This window comes from Bartonella sp. AD328YNZD (genome assembly GCF_042196425.1).
This window is the reverse complement of sequence record NZ_JBHIQG010000028.1, coordinates 1-15,873: the sequence shown is the minus strand read 5'-3', so window position 1 is coordinate 15,873 and position 15,873 is coordinate 1. Positions and strand designations below refer to the sequence as shown.

Annotated in this window: 15 protein-coding genes; 11 read left to right on the top strand and 4 right to left on the bottom strand. The window is 37.3% G+C overall.

Going from position 1 to position 15,873, the window contains the following annotated elements; translation table 11 throughout:
* Positions 1–14 precede the first annotated feature (14 nt).
* On the top strand, positions 15–299 hold the full coding sequence (locus ACFIO3_RS02710; protein ID WP_375607286.1) for a DUF6460 domain-containing protein: 285 nt from the start codon (positions 15–17) through the stop codon (positions 297–299).
* Positions 300–321: 22 nt separating this feature from the next.
* Here ACFIO3_RS02710 and ACFIO3_RS02705 read toward each other — a convergent pair whose 3' ends face one another.
* The 3 genes from ACFIO3_RS02705 to ACFIO3_RS02695 all read right to left on the bottom strand — a co-directional run bounded on the left by ACFIO3_RS02705 (position 322) and on the right by ACFIO3_RS02695 (position 3,052).
* The gene (locus tag ACFIO3_RS02705) at positions 322–1,131 is read right to left on the bottom strand and encodes a TIGR02186 family protein (RefSeq protein ID WP_375607287.1); all 810 of its coding nucleotides are present in this window, start codon (positions 1,129–1,131) and stop codon (positions 322–324) included.
* Positions 1,132–1,133: 2 nt separating this feature from the next.
* Positions 1,134–2,054, bottom strand: a complete 921-nt coding sequence (locus ACFIO3_RS02700; protein ID WP_375687756.1) for a sulfite exporter TauE/SafE family protein — start codon at positions 2,052–2,054, stop codon at positions 1,134–1,136.
* 182 nt (positions 2,055–2,236) lie between these two features.
* Entirely contained in the window at positions 2,237–3,052 is an 816-nt protein-coding gene (locus ACFIO3_RS02695) for a hypothetical protein (protein ID WP_375704082.1), read from the bottom strand.
* Positions 3,053–3,565: 513 nt separating this feature from the next.
* Here ACFIO3_RS02695 and ACFIO3_RS02690 point away from each other — a divergent pair.
* The 7 genes from ACFIO3_RS02690 to ACFIO3_RS02660 all read left to right on the top strand — a co-directional run bounded on the left by ACFIO3_RS02690 (position 3,566) and on the right by ACFIO3_RS02660 (position 11,505).
* The gene (locus ACFIO3_RS02690) at positions 3,566–4,312 is read left to right on the top strand and encodes an electron transfer flavoprotein subunit beta/FixA family protein (protein ID WP_375607290.1); all 747 of its coding nucleotides are present in this window, start codon (positions 3,566–3,568) and stop codon (positions 4,310–4,312) included.
* A 51-nt stretch (positions 4,313–4,363) separates the two neighbouring features.
* On the top strand, positions 4,364–5,284 hold the full coding sequence (locus ACFIO3_RS02685; RefSeq protein WP_375615362.1) for an electron transfer flavoprotein subunit alpha/FixB family protein: 921 nt from the start codon (positions 4,364–4,366) through the stop codon (positions 5,282–5,284).
* A gap of 3 nt (positions 5,285–5,287) precedes the next feature.
* The gene (locus ACFIO3_RS02680) at positions 5,288–6,949 is read left to right on the top strand and encodes a 4Fe-4S dicluster domain-containing protein (RefSeq protein ID WP_375615363.1); all 1,662 of its coding nucleotides are present in this window, start codon (positions 5,288–5,290) and stop codon (positions 6,947–6,949) included.
* A gap of 2,093 nt (positions 6,950–9,042) precedes the next feature.
* On the top strand, positions 9,043–9,930 hold the full coding sequence (gene rsmI, locus ACFIO3_RS02675; RefSeq protein ID WP_375607293.1) for a 16S rRNA (cytidine(1402)-2'-O)-methyltransferase: 888 nt from the start codon (positions 9,043–9,045) through the stop codon (positions 9,928–9,930).
* 10 nt (positions 9,931–9,940) lie between these two features.
* Positions 9,941–10,309 (top strand): YraN family protein, encoded by a 369-nt coding sequence (locus tag ACFIO3_RS02670; protein ID WP_375607304.1) that lies wholly within the window; start codon positions 9,941–9,943, stop codon positions 10,307–10,309.
* Between the two features lie 103 nt (positions 10,310–10,412).
* The gene (locus ACFIO3_RS02665; RefSeq protein WP_375607294.1) at positions 10,413–10,658 is read left to right on the top strand and encodes a hypothetical protein; all 246 of its coding nucleotides are present in this window, start codon (positions 10,413–10,415) and stop codon (positions 10,656–10,658) included.
* A gap of 55 nt (positions 10,659–10,713) precedes the next feature.
* Entirely contained in the window at positions 10,714–11,505 is a 792-nt protein-coding gene (locus ACFIO3_RS02660; RefSeq protein ID WP_375607295.1) for a pyrroline-5-carboxylate reductase, read from the top strand.
* A 481-nt stretch (positions 11,506–11,986) separates the two neighbouring features.
* On the opposite strand, the gene ACFIO3_RS02655 is transcribed toward ACFIO3_RS02660, so the two are convergent.
* A complete protein-coding gene (locus ACFIO3_RS02655; protein ID WP_375607296.1) occupies positions 11,987–13,048 on the bottom strand; it encodes an Mrp/NBP35 family ATP-binding protein in 1,062 nt (353 codons plus the stop codon).
* 584 nt (positions 13,049–13,632) lie between these two features.
* On the opposite strand from ACFIO3_RS02655, the gene rpmH reads away from it, so the two are divergent.
* The 3 genes from rpmH to yidC all read left to right on the top strand — a co-directional run.
* Positions 13,633–13,767 carry a 50S ribosomal protein L34 gene (gene rpmH / locus ACFIO3_RS02650; RefSeq protein ID WP_005864709.1) on the top strand — a complete coding sequence of 45 codons (135 nt, stop codon included), beginning with the start codon at positions 13,633–13,635 and terminating at the stop codon, positions 13,765–13,767.
* A 117-nt stretch (positions 13,768–13,884) separates the two neighbouring features.
* Positions 13,885–14,274 carry a ribonuclease P protein component gene (rnpA, locus tag ACFIO3_RS02645; protein ID WP_375607297.1) on the top strand — a complete coding sequence of 130 codons (390 nt, stop codon included), beginning with the start codon at positions 13,885–13,887 and terminating at the stop codon, positions 14,272–14,274.
* Positions 14,264–15,873, top strand: a 1,610-nt coding sequence (gene yidC, locus ACFIO3_RS02640) for a membrane protein insertase YidC (protein WP_375704081.1), incomplete at its 3' end; no start/stop codon positions are given. The genes rnpA and yidC, both read left to right, overlap by 11 nt.

Genomic DNA, 15,873 nt, shown 5'->3' with positions numbered 1-15,873 from the left:
GAAAGTATATTAAAATGAACCGAAAGAAAAAATTGTCAGATTCTTTTCGTGCTTTTCTTGGAGGCACATTAAGCCACCATGTTAGTTTAAAATTGCTCATCCTTTCATTTTTTATTGGCATCATAATGAATTTTTTGGGATGGACACCCAAAAGTCTCATACAGAAAATTATAGATTTTTTTCAGTCTCTATGGGCAACAGGATTTATAACGCTCACAAACTTCTTTCATATCACCATGACGGGAGCGATTGTTGTTGTGCCTATCTTTCTTATCTTACGCATTTTTCATAAAAAATAAAAGCCTCAACATTTTCCTTGCGCTAGTCTTTTCGAAAAATCAAACGACATAAAAATCCTGTGGTAACAGCAATGATCACCGCAACAATAGCATATAAGAAACGATACTTATGTGCTGCGTAAAAAATTGTATAAGCGATATGTGCTTTAACAATTTCAAGAGTCGTTGTTGTACTATCAATAAACTGACCATCACGAAAAAGATAAGCACGAACCTTATAATGTCCAACAGGAATATTGGTTGGTAAACGAAAATGTGCAGTAAAAAGCGTGTCAGAACCAAAACGAACACCCCCTACTTCCTCATAATAAAGGCTTTTGGCTTTTTGCAGTTTTATAAGTTCATCGCGAAAGATCTGTATTTTTTTCTGATCTTTTTCATCCGTCTGCAATGGCAAATAAAGTAATCCTAACCCCAAGCGTTTATAATCTTCAACACTCGTAATATCGTCAATTTCACGTGTTGTGACCATAGAGTAAAAAAGAGGAACCTTTTTAAAAATAAGAGAATCTGTATTAACCCAAACACCGGCATTACGTTTTTTTTCTCGCATCACCATTGTCCGCTCTTGTCCCTCCAAGCTCACAACAACATCATAACGGTTTTGTCGAGCATATAACGGATCAATATTTTCCAAAACACCAGCAATATAAAGATCACGACCAGCAAAATTTGCATCCACAGTAATCGTATTTGTTGTTACGATAATTTGAACAGTTTCGTGATCAACTTGATCAACGAATGTCGCTGTCGTCCCAACATGTGACCATGTAGAAAAAGAAACAAAACAAAAGCAACTTGTAATGATGCATAAAGAAAATAATCTACCCATTTTTATCTCATAAGAATATCCAGAGAGAAAAGATTATCGGGGCGTATAAATAATTGAAAAGCAAGACGCATACACACAATCAACACCAAAAACGCAAGTGCCATACGCAATTGTTCCGCCTTTAACTTCCGTCCAGCCCGTGTTCCATATTGCGCACCAATACTTCCTCCCAGCATTAATAAAAAAGCCAGGACAATATCAACGGACTGATGAGTCATACTTTGTAAAACTGTCGTGAAAGAAGACACAAATGTGATCTGAAAAAGTGAAGTTCCAATCACCACATTGGTTGGAACACGCAGAAGGTAAATCAATGCTGGTACCATAAAGAACCCCCCACCAATTCCCATAATAGAAGACAACAACCCTACAATGAGACCAATCCCTAAAACTGGAATAACGCTGACATAGATCATAGATGTCCGAAAACGCATTTTTAACGGTAAGCGATGAATCCAGTTATGTCGACCAGCAAGACGAATATTGGCTTTTCCTGCCTTACGCTTGCGCATCATATCATACCAACTTTCAACAATCATCAAGCTTCCTACACTTCCAAGAAGAATCACATAAAGAAGAGAAATCATTAAGTCTAATTGACCTATTTTTTTCAAAACAGAGAAAATCTGAATCCCGATTAAAGATCCCCCCCCTCCTCCAATCGCCAAAAGAATACCAAGTTTGATATCGAGCGTACGTCTTCTAAAATGGGTAATCGCTCCTGTTACAGATGACGCAATCATCTGATTTGCACCTGTTCCAACAGCAATAGCAGGAGGGATATTATAAAAAATCAATAAAGGAGTGATAAGAAAACCGCCCCCAATTCCAAAAAGACCAGAAAAAAAACCAGCAACGACTCCCATACCAATCAAAATCAGCATATTGAGAGACATTTCAGCAATTGGTAAATAAATACTCACTTACAGAACCTTCAAGATAATCTGAGGCTTTTTAACAATTGAGAGAATCTTTCTCCAATTATCCTCTTTTCCAATAATCTCTGTTGCGTGTTTAAAAGGATAATTTTAATTGCTATACAACTTTCGCATAATCCACGAATGCGCAATACATTTCATATCTATTAACATCAACATCATAAAAACTAAAAAAAACGCGCTCCTTTTAAAACGCTGTAAAGACATAACGTTATCGCTACCATAAATGCAACGGTTAAAAAACAAAGAACACTTTTTTTTACCAAATGAGATAAAAACGAAACACTCTCTTGAGGCTGCGCCTTTAAAGAAGAAAAATCGTTCTCAATGCCACGATTAGGTGCCTGAATACCCATATCCTTTTTTTCTATCGAAGCACACTCTACGGCTCCCTCAACCTTTTTAAAAGAAGGCTTCATAGTATCACTTGGCAAAGAGCCTTTATTTTCTTTCTGCGCCACATTTTTAACATTTGTTTGGAGTGGAATTATACCGTTTTGTCTCGAAAAATTTTGAACCTTTTGAAGTGATAAGCGTTCTTTATTTCCCTCATATTCCATATGAGCAAGTTTTTGTACAACAGAATCAGGTGATTTTGAACGAGACACCGGTCGTGTTACCGCTGCTTCTTCTAAGCTCTTTTTTTCACTCTGTAAACTTTGAACAATTGTTTTAATCTGCTCTAAAGATTCGAAAAGCTTTTTTTCTCTTTGACGACGGATATAATATTCAGCCAAAATGGCCCGACTAATATCATCTAAGTAAGATTTAAAATGCTCTTCTAAAGCCCCCTGCTCTATCAAAGAACGGGAAGAATGCTTCATTTGCATTTGTGCATGAACAGTGCGTAATTTTTGAGCAATATCCGACATCGTTACATCCATAGGCGCATCCGTTCTCTCCTTCTGTTCAATAAAAGAAGAGAATTTATCATTCCTAACCTGATTGATCGGCTGGTTGATCGTATGACCCTTCGTATTCACAAACGCTTACCCCTCATTAACCTTTTTGAAAAGAATCGCACAAATGATGAATAAAGTGTGCTCTATTTTAGTAAATAGAGCTTTAAGAACGCCCAAAAACTTTTTTGTTAGAAATATTTCGCCCCAATCTTTATTTAAAATATTTGAAAGAAAAATCTCTATTTTTTTGTCCTCAAGATTTGAAGAGCAAAATCATTCCCCCATTTTTATTTTTTTCACTTAATTTTTTCATTGCCTAAAGCCCCTGATGCGCCATCATAAACAGAGCATATAAAATGAAAAAAATATTCTCATAAGACAGAGTGATTTTTTTACTTTTTATTCAAGCAAATAAGGCAATTATGGCAATGCAGAAGATATGAAGATTGAAAATGACAACAAGAAAGTACAAGTAAACGTAAAAAAAGCTTATATGAAAGAAAACACAAGTTATAAATAAGACTTCATTCTAAACAATTTTGTTTCTTATGAGTATTGCTATAAACTTGTAATCATACAACAAAGAGGATCATCATGAAAATAATTGTCGCTATCAAACGTGTTGTTGATTATAACATCAAAATACGTGTCAAACCCGATAGCACAGGCGTTGATCTGTCTCACGTAAAAATGTCTATGAATCCTTTTGATGAGATAGCCGTAGAGGAAGCAATTCGCCAGAAAGAATCCGGTAAAGTTTCAGAAGTTATTCTTGTTTCAATCGGACCAGAAGCAGCCCAAGAAACTCTACGAACAGGACTTGCAATGGGGGCTGATCGCGCACTTCTTGTCACCACGGATCAAACACTTGAACCCTTAGCAATTGCTAAGATTCTCAAAGCCATAGTTGATGAAGAAAAACCTGATATGGTCTTTTTAGGAAAACAAGCGATTGATGACGATAGCAACCAAACAGGACAAATGCTCGCCGCTCTTCTTGGGTGGGGACAGGCAACTTTTGCCTCACATTTTAACATAGAAAATGGGCATGCTACAGTTATTCGTGAAGTTGATAATGGAACACAAACCCTTTCTCTTCCCCTTCCCATGGTTATGACCGCCGATCTACGGCTCAATGAACCGCGCTACACCTCTCTCCCTAATATTATGAAAGCAAAAAAGAAAACCATTGAACAAAAAGCGCTGACTGATCTTGGCATCGATACGAAAGCACGCTTAACAATTTTAAGCGTTGAAGAACCCAAACCCCGTCAATCCGGTATTAAAGTAGCTAATGTAGGAGAGCTTGTCAGTGCGCTAAAACAAAAGAACTGCATTTAATATTCTCTCCACTAGAGTAAAAGCAACACTTACATAAAAGGGTAAAAACTTATGGCAATTCTTTTACTGGCCGATCATAATACAGAAGAAACAGCAAAAGTACTCACCGCTGCACGCGTACTCAGTAATGATATCGATATTCTGGTTTGCGGAGAAAAAATTCAAACGATAGCGGAAAACAGTGCTAAACTTGATGGTGTGCGGCAAGTTCTTATTGCAAAAGCAGACTATTTAGCCCATCAACTTGCCGAGCCTATGGCAGATACAATTCTCACGTTAGCAAATGATTATGATGTGATCATGGCAGCATCCAACAGTACTGGGAAAAATGTGATGCCGCGCGTAGCAGCTCTTCTTGATCTTATGCAAATTTCAGATATTACCGCCATTCTTTCACCCGATACCTTCAAACGACCAATTTATGCAGGCAATGCATTTGAAACTGTACGCACCAATGATTATAAAAAGATTATAACAGTTCGCACCGCTTCTTTCACCCCAACGCCTTCCCAAAATAATTCTGCTCCCATTAAAACAATAACACCAGCTCCCAATCCAAATCTTTCTTCTTTCGTAAAAGCAGAGACAAACAAAAGTGATCGTCCTGATCTCACCTCAGCCCGTGTTATTATATCAGGCGGGCGTGGTCTTGGTTCTCAAGAGAAATTTATGGACCTGCTTCTTCCTCTTGCAAACAAATTAAATGCTGCTTTAGGTGCCAGCCGCGCAGCAGTGGATGCAGGCTATGCTCCCAATGATTGGCAAATTGGACAAACAGGAAAGGTCGTTGCCCCTGAACTCTATATCGCCGTTGGCATTTCCGGTGCAATCCAGCATTTAGCCGGTATAATGGATGCACAAATTATTGTTGCCATTAATAACGATGAAGAAGCTCCCATCATGCAAATTGCCGATTACACCCTTGTAGGTGATCTCCACCAAATTATTCCAGAATTGGAGAAAGCTTTATAAGCCATGAAAACACCTCTACATGACCAACGTGAAAGTATGGAGTTTGACATAGTCATTGTCGGAGCAGGACCTGCAGGGCTTTCTGCCGCAATTCGTTTGAAACAAATTAATCCTGAGCTTTCTGTCACAATTGTTGAAAAAGGGACCGAAGTTGGTGCCCATATTCTCTCTGGCGCAGTTATTGACCCCATTGGTATCGATACACTCTTACCAGAATGGCGAAATGACAATGATCATCCCTTCACGACCCCTGTTACCCATGACCAGTTTTTTTTTCTAAAGCCTCAAAAAGCTACAATATTTCCCAATATTCTGCATCCCAAAATCTTATCAAATGACGGATGTTATATCGTTTCGCTTGGAAACGTTTGCCGCTGGTTAAGCAAAAAAGCTGAAGCATTGGGTGTTGAAATCTATCCCGGTTTTGCCGTAACACAGATTATCCAAAACGATAACAAAGCGATTATTGGTGTTCTCACCGGTGATATGGGGCTTAACAAAGATGGAACTCCTGGAAAAAATTATATGCCTGGTATGGCTTTATTGGCAAAATATACTTTAATTGCGGAAGGAGCACGCGGCTCAATTGCAAAACAACTGATACAACATTTCAACCTTAGCAAAAATCGTGAACCACAAAAATTTGGTCTTGGTCTCAAAGAGCTCTGGGAAATTGATCCCAACAAACACCAACGCGGTTTAGTACAACATTTCACGGGTTGGCCCTTAGACAATAATACCGGTGGTGGTGGCTTTATTTATCACCAAGAAAACAATATCATTTCTGTCGGTTTTGTTGTGCACTTAGATTACAAAAATCCTTATCTTTCTCCCTTTGAAGAATTTCAACGTTTTAAAACACATCCAAAACTCTATAAAATCTTTAAAGGTGCAAAGCGTCTTTCCTATGGTGCACGTGTTATCAGCGAAGGAGGTTGGCAATCTGTACCAAAACTCACCTTTCCTGGTGGGGCACTTATTGGCTGCTCTGCTGGATTTGTCAATGTTCCTCGTATCAAAGGATCACACAATGCCATCTTATCTGGCATATTAGCTGCCGATAAAATCGCTACCGCTCTTGCTCAAGGGCGTGCCCATGATGAGGTTAAAGAAATCGAAGAACAATGGCGAAAAGGGCTCATTGGCAAAGATCTTTATAAAGTGCGAAATGCCAAACCGCTCTGGGCAAAATATGGGACAAAATATGGAATTAAACTTGCTGGTTTTGATATGTGGTGGCAACAACTGTTCGGATTTTCCTTATTTAAAACACTCTCCCATGGAAAGGAAGATTATGCATGCCTTGAACCAGCAGAAAAATTTCAACCCATTTCTTACCCAAAACCAGATGGCGTTATAACCTTTGATCGCCTTTCAAGTGTTGCCCTTTCCAATACGCATCATGAAGAAAATCAACCTTGCCATTTAAAAATAGCCTCATTAAAAAAGCAAAAGGACTCTGAATATGCAATCTACGGAGGACCTTCCACAAACTATTGCCCCGCCGCTGTCTACGAGTGGCTAGAGGATAATGATCATCTGACTTATATGATAAACGCTTCAAATTGCATACATTGTAAAACATGCGACATCAAAGATCCGAACCAAAATATCACTTGGATCTGTCCGCAAGGCAATGAAGGCCCCTTCTATCCCAATATGTAATTTCCCAATGTATAATCATTGTTCATTCTCCTAAAATTGAAATATACAAAACGCAATGGATAAAAATATTTCCCTCAGATCAGAAATCTATCAATTACCTTCCTGCATACGTTCTTTCACAATGTAAAAAGAACTCTATTCTCAATATAAAAGACTCTCTCCACCGTATAACTTTTTTCAATAGAAAAACATAACATATTTTTATAAAAAATTTTTTATCTTAATAACAAAACAAGAATGAAGATATCTTAACCATTCTGCTATAAAAATACAGACTCTACTCTCAACAGTCTGTACAAAGACAAAGCTGTAGCTCCACTTTGCTCCCTCCCCCATGATTCAAAATGTTTTTAGCCTCCTCATAAGAAAACTCAATCGTTTCAAAAAGCCAAGAATAAAACCCATGGAGATATGCTTCGAGTTTGTTTTATCTCCTATCCTTTGCCAAACAATTTTCACTAAAGAAGACCACGGATGAATGTAGAAAAAATAAAATATTGCATACACAGAGCATGCTTATTTAATCAATCTCAATATGTTTCTACTGATAAAGACAACCCAAAATCTGAGTATCACATCAACTTTTTACGCTCAAATCAAGGGGGGGCTATACATTGTCTTGCATCTAACCTTTACAGATGTAATGCAAAGAATGTGTAAAAACACCATAAGAATAAAAAGCCATAAGCGCTATCATTATTGGAAATAATATCTGACAAAGCCCAAATGTCTTTCCAATTCATGACCATTCTATTACGCGTTTTATAGCGTATTTTCTTTATAAAGCTTGTACTTTCGCTGTAACTTGTAAATCAACATCCAAATCGAACACAAGCGGCATATATGTTAAGAAAGATAAAGGTGAATGAAAGCGAGTCATTCCAGCTTTTGTATCCTGAGCAAAAATCTTGCATATTCTATTTGAGTAATTCCTGAAACGAAAAGACTGCTTCATTGAGTAAGAATATGAAGTCTGAAAGGAAGAAATCCGTTTCCATCTTTGTCATGCGGTTTTACGACTTTCAAAAACATTACACTATCTTTTAAAAAAGAGAGATCACATATTGTCCCTGCTTTTATGACCTGCATTTTTTATAGGAGCATATCCTTCAAAAAAATAAAACGCCTAAAATTAAAACAGACTTGTGTTGTTTATTTATGGATTTATTTTTAAAAGATAGCTCTCAATACATATCGAACAATTCTTTCGTGACAAATCTTGAGAAAAATATCACGTATTCTCGTCAATGAATAGTTCCATAACGCAATAAAAAGTATAAACTGGCAGCATCACTTTCTTTGCTAACTCCAATATTGCGATAGCCTTTGCTTTAAGAGAGCTCAAAAAGGCATTTTACTCCTTTTTTACTCGTCTTTAACGACACACAAATCCTCCTTGTGATGCACATAAATGATTTTGATTCATTGATGATAAAAGGCGTTAAAATGAGATAATTTTACGATATTTAAGGCGCCTACTCTATAGGCAAAAAATAATAAATTATCCATTATAAATCAAATAATTAAGATAAAAATAAATCTTAAAAGTTTTTAAGATATTCTTTATATCTGTTAAGGGGGAAGAGAATAGGACAAAATGAAATATTTTTCTAAGAAAGGCTTATATTTGATCAATAACGATATAGCGAGTTGTTTGTGTTTTAAAAGGATCTGCTTACGTTTACTCAGAAGAACAGTTTGAATATCAATGGAGTATTTGAAAGATGGGCGTTATGGAAATAATCGAGAAAGTTTAGCTTGTAAAAGAGCACAACCAAGCGTGAAATATAGGCACAGGTAAAATTGTTTTTTGTTCTCGAAGGAAAAACTTTATAGAAAATTATAGAGCTGATAAGATATTGGCTACATCTGGAATCTGTTTTTTTGAAAAAGATCATGCTGAAAAACAGATGATAATGTTAGTGAATATGAAGGTAAAACTATTGTATTGTGGGAGTATCAACTATTCGAGCAAAGTAAGCCTTTGTAATGATAAAAAATGTACTGGTAAAAAATGAACAAAAATGGCTTATAAAGCTTATGAGTATGAATAAAAATCTTGTGTGAGGGGAATTTGATGAAAAGAAAAGAGCATGTGTGAAAGAGCATATTTTATAGGTGCGCATGCTTATTCTGCCCCCGTTATAGAACCAGGGCTTTATCTTGTAGCAACGCCTATCGGAAATCTTGCAGATATTACGCTTCGTGCTTTGCAAGTGCTTGCAGGAATTGATATTTTAGCGTGTGAAGATACGCGAGTAACACGTGTTTTGTTGCAACGTTATGGTATTCAGAAAAAAACTTTTCTCTATCATGAACACAATGCGCAAAAAGCGGGTCCGAAGCTCTTAGCCGCTTTGGCAGAAAACAAAACGGTAGCGCTTGTTTCCGATGCGGGAACGCCACTTATTTCTGATCCCGGATTTCGATTGGTAGAAAAGGCACGTAAAGCTGGTCATAAAATTATTCCGATCCCTGGAGCATCAGCTCTTTTAGCCGCTCTTATACCGACAGGGCTTCCTACGGATAGCTTTTTCTTTGCAGGTTTTTTGAGTGCACGCAAGCGACAGCGTCAAAAACGATTGGAACAATTAAAAGAGATTCCAGCGACTTTGATTTTTTATGAATCACCGCATCGTCTTGTTGAAACTTTACAGGATATGGTCACGCTTTTTTCGGCTGATCGACCTGCCGCAATTTGTCGTGAATTAACAAAAAAATTTGAAACAGTGGATGCTTCAAATTTGGGGAATTTGTTGGAATCTTACAAAAAACAATCACATATTCGTGGAGAAATTGTTGTACTTGTTGGAGAATCATCATCTTCTTTAAACGTAATGAGTGATCAAGAAGTTGATGAAATGTTATTAGAACTCTCGCGGACACATTCTGCTGCTCAGGCAGCAGCTTTGGTTGCAAAAAAGACCGGTTTTAAAAAGCAGGAACTTTTTCAGCGGTTAAATTTTTTAAAAAATGCATAAAATTAAGACTATACAAAAAAAACAGAGACAAAAGTCTTTTTATCGAGGAGTTCGTGCAGAAAAATTGGCAGCATGGTGGTTGCGTTGCAAAGGGTTTCACATTGCCGAAATGCGTTTTAAAACAAAATGTGGTGAAATTGATTTAATTGCACGACGTGGAAATTTGGTTTTAATCGTTGAAGTCAAAGCGCGTTCAACATTAGCCGAAGCAATGGAAGCAGTTTCTCGAATAAATGAAAAGCGAATTGAGGCAGCAGCCGATATTTGGCTAGCACGGCAAAAGGATTATGCCTTTTTGTCTGTACGTTTTGATTTGATTGCAGTTTTACCTTGGCGTTGGCCACAGCATATCCCCGCATTTTTTACATCTAATAAATAAGAGGAGGCGCCAATTTTAACCATACCCAATAAAAAACGTTTCGTTTTTATATGCATATGCGTTAAAAAGTGTGTAACAATTTGAGCACTATAAGGAGCGAAATATGGATGATTATGAAAAGTTTGCAACAGGTTTGCTCATTGTTTTTGGAGCGCTAATTATTGGTGGTTTAATGGCAATGCATATTGTTCTTATGAATAAACCAGGTTTTTTATTTGCATTAGCCGCAGCTATTGTTGGTTGGTTTTCTGCTTTTGCTGTTCTATTTGACAAACCAAAAGTCTATTTGGGCTTGATTATTCTTGCTATTTTATGTGTTGCTTCCTCAATTAGCATCTATGTTAGTTAAAACACATAAACTGTTAATTGAGATTCCTTTTAAAATATAAAAATGAGGAAGAGAAATGAAACTTGGCTTTTTGGGAACGGGCACAATCAGTGCTTCAATGGTCAATGGCCTCATGACAAGCACCTTTGACGTTTCTTCCATTATTGTTTCACCTCGCAATGCACAAACAGCAGAGCATCTTTCACGCACATATGATAAGGTTATGATTGCTGAAAATAACCAAATGTTGCTCGATGTGAGTGATTACGTTTTTCTTTGCTTGCCTAACCAAATTGCAGAAAACGTTTTGCGTTCTCTTCGCTTTCGTCCAGAACAGCTGGTTATTTCCGTACTTGCTATGGCAAAAGCAGCAGAAGTAGAAGAATGGATCAACCATAAAGTTTATCGTGCTGTTCCTCTACCTTTTGTTGCAGAGTGTAAAAATTTGACACCAATTTATCCCGATCATCCCTTTTTACGCGCTCTATTTGATGCATTGGGGGGTACATTGGTGCTGGATAAGGAAGAGCAGTTTAATCTTTTTATGACTGCTGGTTCACTTATGGGCATATATTTTAATTTTATAGAAACAGCCCATCAATGGTTTATAACACAGGGGTTAAAACAACAGCAATCAGCAGAATTTCTTACCATGATGTTTGGTAATCTTACAGATGAAATGCGTAAAATTATAGCAACGGATTGTGCTACATCTCTCGATTTTGTACTCCTTGAAAAAGAGTTTTCAACAAAGGGGGGAACAAATGAATTTTTGTCAAATTGTTTTTCTCATCAAGGGGGAAGACGTGCTTTAACAACAGCTATTGAAGCTACTTTTCAAAAAATAAATGCTTCTAAAAAGGCTTGACCAGCATTTTTTATCCTCTCAATAAGAGAAAGTTATTGATATTTTCATTGAGTTTTTCTTGAATATGGTTTGATAACATTACCTGCTATACATATTTCAAGAGCAAGATAAATGGGCTTTTTAAACACCCATCCCTTTAATTTAAGTAGATAGGGATAAATTTTCCGATTAATCTTCAAGATGCTTTTATCGCAAAAAAGTGATTGTTAAATATTTTTTACAACCTTTTACCATTTCCCTAAATTATTTTTATTTTCTATCTTCTTCTTTTCGCACCAATGCCAATATTTTTCCACCTCACTGCTCCAGCCGCTCCGATTGAGTCCCCCTTCAGATTACCCAAGTGCATGGCTCATTTTTTGTTTGTTTCACCTCTCGTACTCCACTCAAGCATTAAGGTTCCCTCTTTTCCTTACAAAAAAGCAACATTTTTCTGTCTTTCGTGATTGCATTTTGCAAATTCTTTTAAATAAACATATATTCAAAAGAGTTGATTTTTTATTTGATCAACAATTGTACGATACAGTTTAGCAAGCTCTTCACTAGACTTAGCAACAAAAATAGGGACGCCCTCATCTGAAGACAATCGTAAAGCTGGATCAAGCGGTATTTCTGCTAAGAAAGGGACCTCTCGACGTTCTGCTTCTACCCGTGCACCACCATAGCCAAAAATATCGTAGCGTTTTCCTGTATCAGGAGCGATAAAACAACTCATATTCTCAATGAGTCCTAAAATAGGAACATTGACTTTCATGAACATTTCTATCGCTTTACGCGCATCAACTAAAGCAAGATCCTGAGGTGTAGAAACAACCAACGCACCCGTTAATTGTACCTGTTGCGCAAGCGTTAATTGTGCATCCCCTGTACCTGGCGGCATATCAACGACTAAAACGTCCAAAGGCCCCCATACAACATCTCGTAACAATTGCGTTACAGCTGCCATAACCATAGGACCACGCCATACCACCGGCTTTTCTTCCTCCACCAAAAATCCCATCGACATCAATTTAAGTCCAAATTTTTCAAGAGGTTGAATCTTTTTTTCTCCAATAAGCTGTGGTTTTTGATTAACAAGTCCTGTCAAACGTGGCAACGAAGGACCATAAATATCAGCATCCATCACCCCCGTCTTGAAACCAGAATCTTGTAAAGCTAAGGCAATATTTATTGCCATCGTAGATTTCCCGACCCCTCCTTTTCCAGAAGCAACAGCAATCACATGCCTCACACCTTCTATGGGCATTTTGATCGGTAAGAGATTTGCTCTTCGACTAGGTGCTGTCTTTGTTATTTTTTCTGCTGTAAGTGTAACAACAGCAGATTTCACTCCCTCCAAAGCACATACCACCTTTTCAGCAGAACGACGCAATGATTCCCATTTTTGCACACCTCCATCAGGAACTGTAATGGAAAAGAAAACCTTACCATCAGCAATCAATATTTCTGAAAGAAGACCCAACGACACAATATCGCTTTCAAGATCTGGTCCTTTGACTGTACGTAATACGTTGCGGACAGCCTCACTTGTGATAAGATCCATGTTCTTTCCTCTCTATAAAAATACCAGCAAATATAAGCATAAGAACGAAAAATACTTACAAGGTTCATCACCTGATAATTTTCTACTTTACTCAGCATTATAAAGTATACATCTCTTATCTCTTTAAAAATATGAAACCATCCTTAAAATAAAGAAGCTCAAACATAAAATCTGCTATAAAATCCTATCAATCACATTTGTGCTACAACCACTTTAATGAATATTCTGATAAAAATTTTGTAAAAACAAAAACTGAAAAAAACTCTTAATCTTAAAGGATATTTTAAATTGAGCATACAGTAATCAGTCACACCTTCTTTAATTCTTTAAGGCCCTAGCCATTTATGTTCTGTAGATTCAATCGTTATTTTCTAACACTCCTACAGTATTGTAAAAAAGCGTTACAAATAGTTATAAGGTGTTTTGTATTCTTTCAAGAGAGAGAAAAACAATCTAAGATTGACTTTTTTTATATTTTTCCTTATGGGTTAACAGCCGTATGATAGGATAAAATTGTTTATCTCGCGCATAACTACTCATAAAACGAAGATTAAGAAGGGCCGCACTCCGCGGTATTTAAATAAATGAAACGTACTTACCAACCCTCTAAACTTGTCCGTAAACGCCGCCATGGGTTTCGTGCACGCATGGCCACAGCTGGAGGACGTAAAGTTATTGCTGCAAGACGTGCTCGTGGACGTAAACGGCTTTCTGCTTAACCATTTAAATTTTCACAACCGTTGAGGATTGCTCATCGTTTCTTCGTTGTGAAACTTTTATTATGAACCTACAATGTCTGCTTGCAGGCATTTAATGAAATTGCGAAATATTCTTTTATGAAGAAAAAACATCCCTGCCGTATTCGCAAAAGAGCAGACTTTTTGGCTGTCCGTACAGGAGAAAAACGACGTGGTCCTTTATTTTTGCTCGAAGTTAAATCTCGTGAACAAACAACAGAAAGAAAAGATTCTCTTTTTGCACGTGTAGGCTTCACTGTTACTCGTAAAAACGGTAATGCTGTGAAACGTAATCGTATTAAAAGGCGCTTGCGTGAGGCCGTGAGAGTTGGTGTAACAAACCACATGGAAGCAGGAACAGACTATGTCATTGTAGCGTACCGTGATGTGTTACATGCACCTTTTACATCCTTGATTAATGAATTAAATCGGCGAATAAAACCAAAAATAAAACATCAGCAACAACAAGGGTGTACGGATGGAATATAACCGCAATTTCTTTATCGCTATTGGCTTATCTTTCGTAGTGCTCATCGCATGGCAATTTCTTCATGTTGCTCCCAAACAAGCAAAGTTACAAAAACAACAAATCATCGCACAGCAATTGTCAAAACAACAATCAGCCCTTTCTACTACCACGACAGATTTTTCTGATGATATCTCAACGTATCAAGCTACATCTATCATCGAACAGCCCATGACACCTGAAATCCGGAAAGCTGTATTGGACAAAACAGAGCGTATTACGATCAAAACCAATGAATTGGAAGGCTCTATTAATCTTGTTGGTGCACAATTTGATGATCTTCACCTCAAAAAATATCGTTTAACAGTCGACAAAAAATCACCGGAAATCGATTTGCTAAATCCTAAAGGCTTCAAAACAACCTACCTTGCTGAATTTGGTTTTGCAAGTGCGTCTTTGCCAGCAAAGGCTTTGCCACAATCTGATACAAAATGGCAAATAGAGGGAAGCAATACAATCTTGACTCCTTCAACACCCATCACTTTAATTTATAATAATGGACAAGGACAAATCTTCCGGCGGACCCTTTCTGTTGATAATCATTTCATGTTTACCATTGAGGATTCTATCAGCAATGAAAGTGATCAACCAATACATCTCTCGTCCTATGCCCGCGTTGCACGTGCAGCACCACCAGAACATACAAATGCAACCTATTTACTTCATGAAGGTATGATAGGTATTGCAGGAGATTCGCTCAAAACTGAAAAATATAAAACCTTAGCAGAGCTTGACCCAAATCCTGATAATGGGCAAAAAAGCATGACTTTTTCCAAAGTAACAGGAGGTTGGATTGGTATTACCGATAAATATTGGGCTGTAGCAGTTATTCCCCCGCAAAATAAAGAATATACAAGCCGTTTTATTTATTTTGATCGTTTGCAAACGCATTATCAGTCTGACTTGCTAGGGTCGCTTTTAACGATTGCCCCAAATGAAACAAAAACTGTTACAAATCGTCTTTTTGCTGGTGCAAAACAAGTTGAAATTATTAATAATTATCAAAATGACCTAAAAATTAAAAAGTTTGCTCTTTTAATTGATTGGGGCTGGTTTGATTTCATCACCAAACCAATGTTTGCCCTCATTGATATTCTTTATAAGCAAACAGGAAATTTTGGTATCGCCATCCTTCTTGTCACAGTGCTCTTAAAAACACTTCTTTTCCCTCTAGCCAATAAATCTTATAAATCTATGGCGCGTATGAAACTTATACAACCGCGGTTGCTAGAAATAAAAGAAAAGTATCCCGATGACCAAACCAAACAACAAAAGGCAATAATAGATCTATATAAAACCGAAAAAATAAATCCCCTTGCAGGCTGTTGGCCAATGTTGGTTCAATTCCCAATATTCTTTGCTCTTTATAAAGTTCTCTATATCACCATTGAAATGCGCCATGCACCTTTCTTTGGCTGGATTCAAGATTTAGCGGCACCTGATCCAACTTCTCTTTTTAACTTGTTTGGTCTCTTGCCATATACAACGCCAACATTTCTTATGATTGGTGCATGGCCTTTGATTATGGGAATAACGATGTTTTTACAAATGCGTATGAATCC

What these genes read in the sequence shown, in the direction of transcription:
- rsmI (WP_375607293.1), top strand. Translation starts at nt 9,043, where the DNA reads ATGTGTGAAAGAGCATATTTTATAGGTGCGCATGCTTATTCTGCCCCC.
- rnpA (WP_375607297.1), top strand. Translation starts at nt 13,885, where the DNA reads ATGAAGAAAAAACATCCCTGCCGTATTCGCAAAAGAGCAGACTTTTTG.
- ACFIO3_RS02680 (WP_375615363.1), top strand. Translation starts at nt 5,288, where the DNA reads ATGAAAACACCTCTACATGACCAACGTGAAAGTATGGAGTTTGACATA.
- ACFIO3_RS02685 (WP_375615362.1), top strand. Translation starts at nt 4,364, where the DNA reads ATGGCAATTCTTTTACTGGCCGATCATAATACAGAAGAAACAGCAAAA.
- ACFIO3_RS02665 (WP_375607294.1), top strand. Translation starts at nt 10,413, where the DNA reads ATGGATGATTATGAAAAGTTTGCAACAGGTTTGCTCATTGTTTTTGGA.
- ACFIO3_RS02710 (WP_375607286.1), top strand. Translation starts at nt 15, where the DNA reads ATGAACCGAAAGAAAAAATTGTCAGATTCTTTTCGTGCTTTTCTTGGA.
- ACFIO3_RS02705 (WP_375607287.1), bottom strand. Translation starts at nt 1,131, where the DNA reads ATGGGTAGATTATTTTCTTTATGCATCATTACAAGTTGCTTTTGTTTT.
- ACFIO3_RS02690 (WP_375607290.1), top strand. Translation starts at nt 3,566, where the DNA reads ATGAAAATAATTGTCGCTATCAAACGTGTTGTTGATTATAACATCAAA.
- ACFIO3_RS02655 (WP_375607296.1), bottom strand. Translation starts at nt 13,048, where the DNA reads ATGGATCTTATCACAAGTGAGGCTGTCCGCAACGTATTACGTACAGTC.
- rpmH (WP_005864709.1), top strand. Translation starts at nt 13,633, where the DNA reads ATGAAACGTACTTACCAACCCTCTAAACTTGTCCGTAAACGCCGCCAT.
- ACFIO3_RS02660 (WP_375607295.1), top strand. Translation starts at nt 10,714, where the DNA reads ATGAAACTTGGCTTTTTGGGAACGGGCACAATCAGTGCTTCAATGGTC.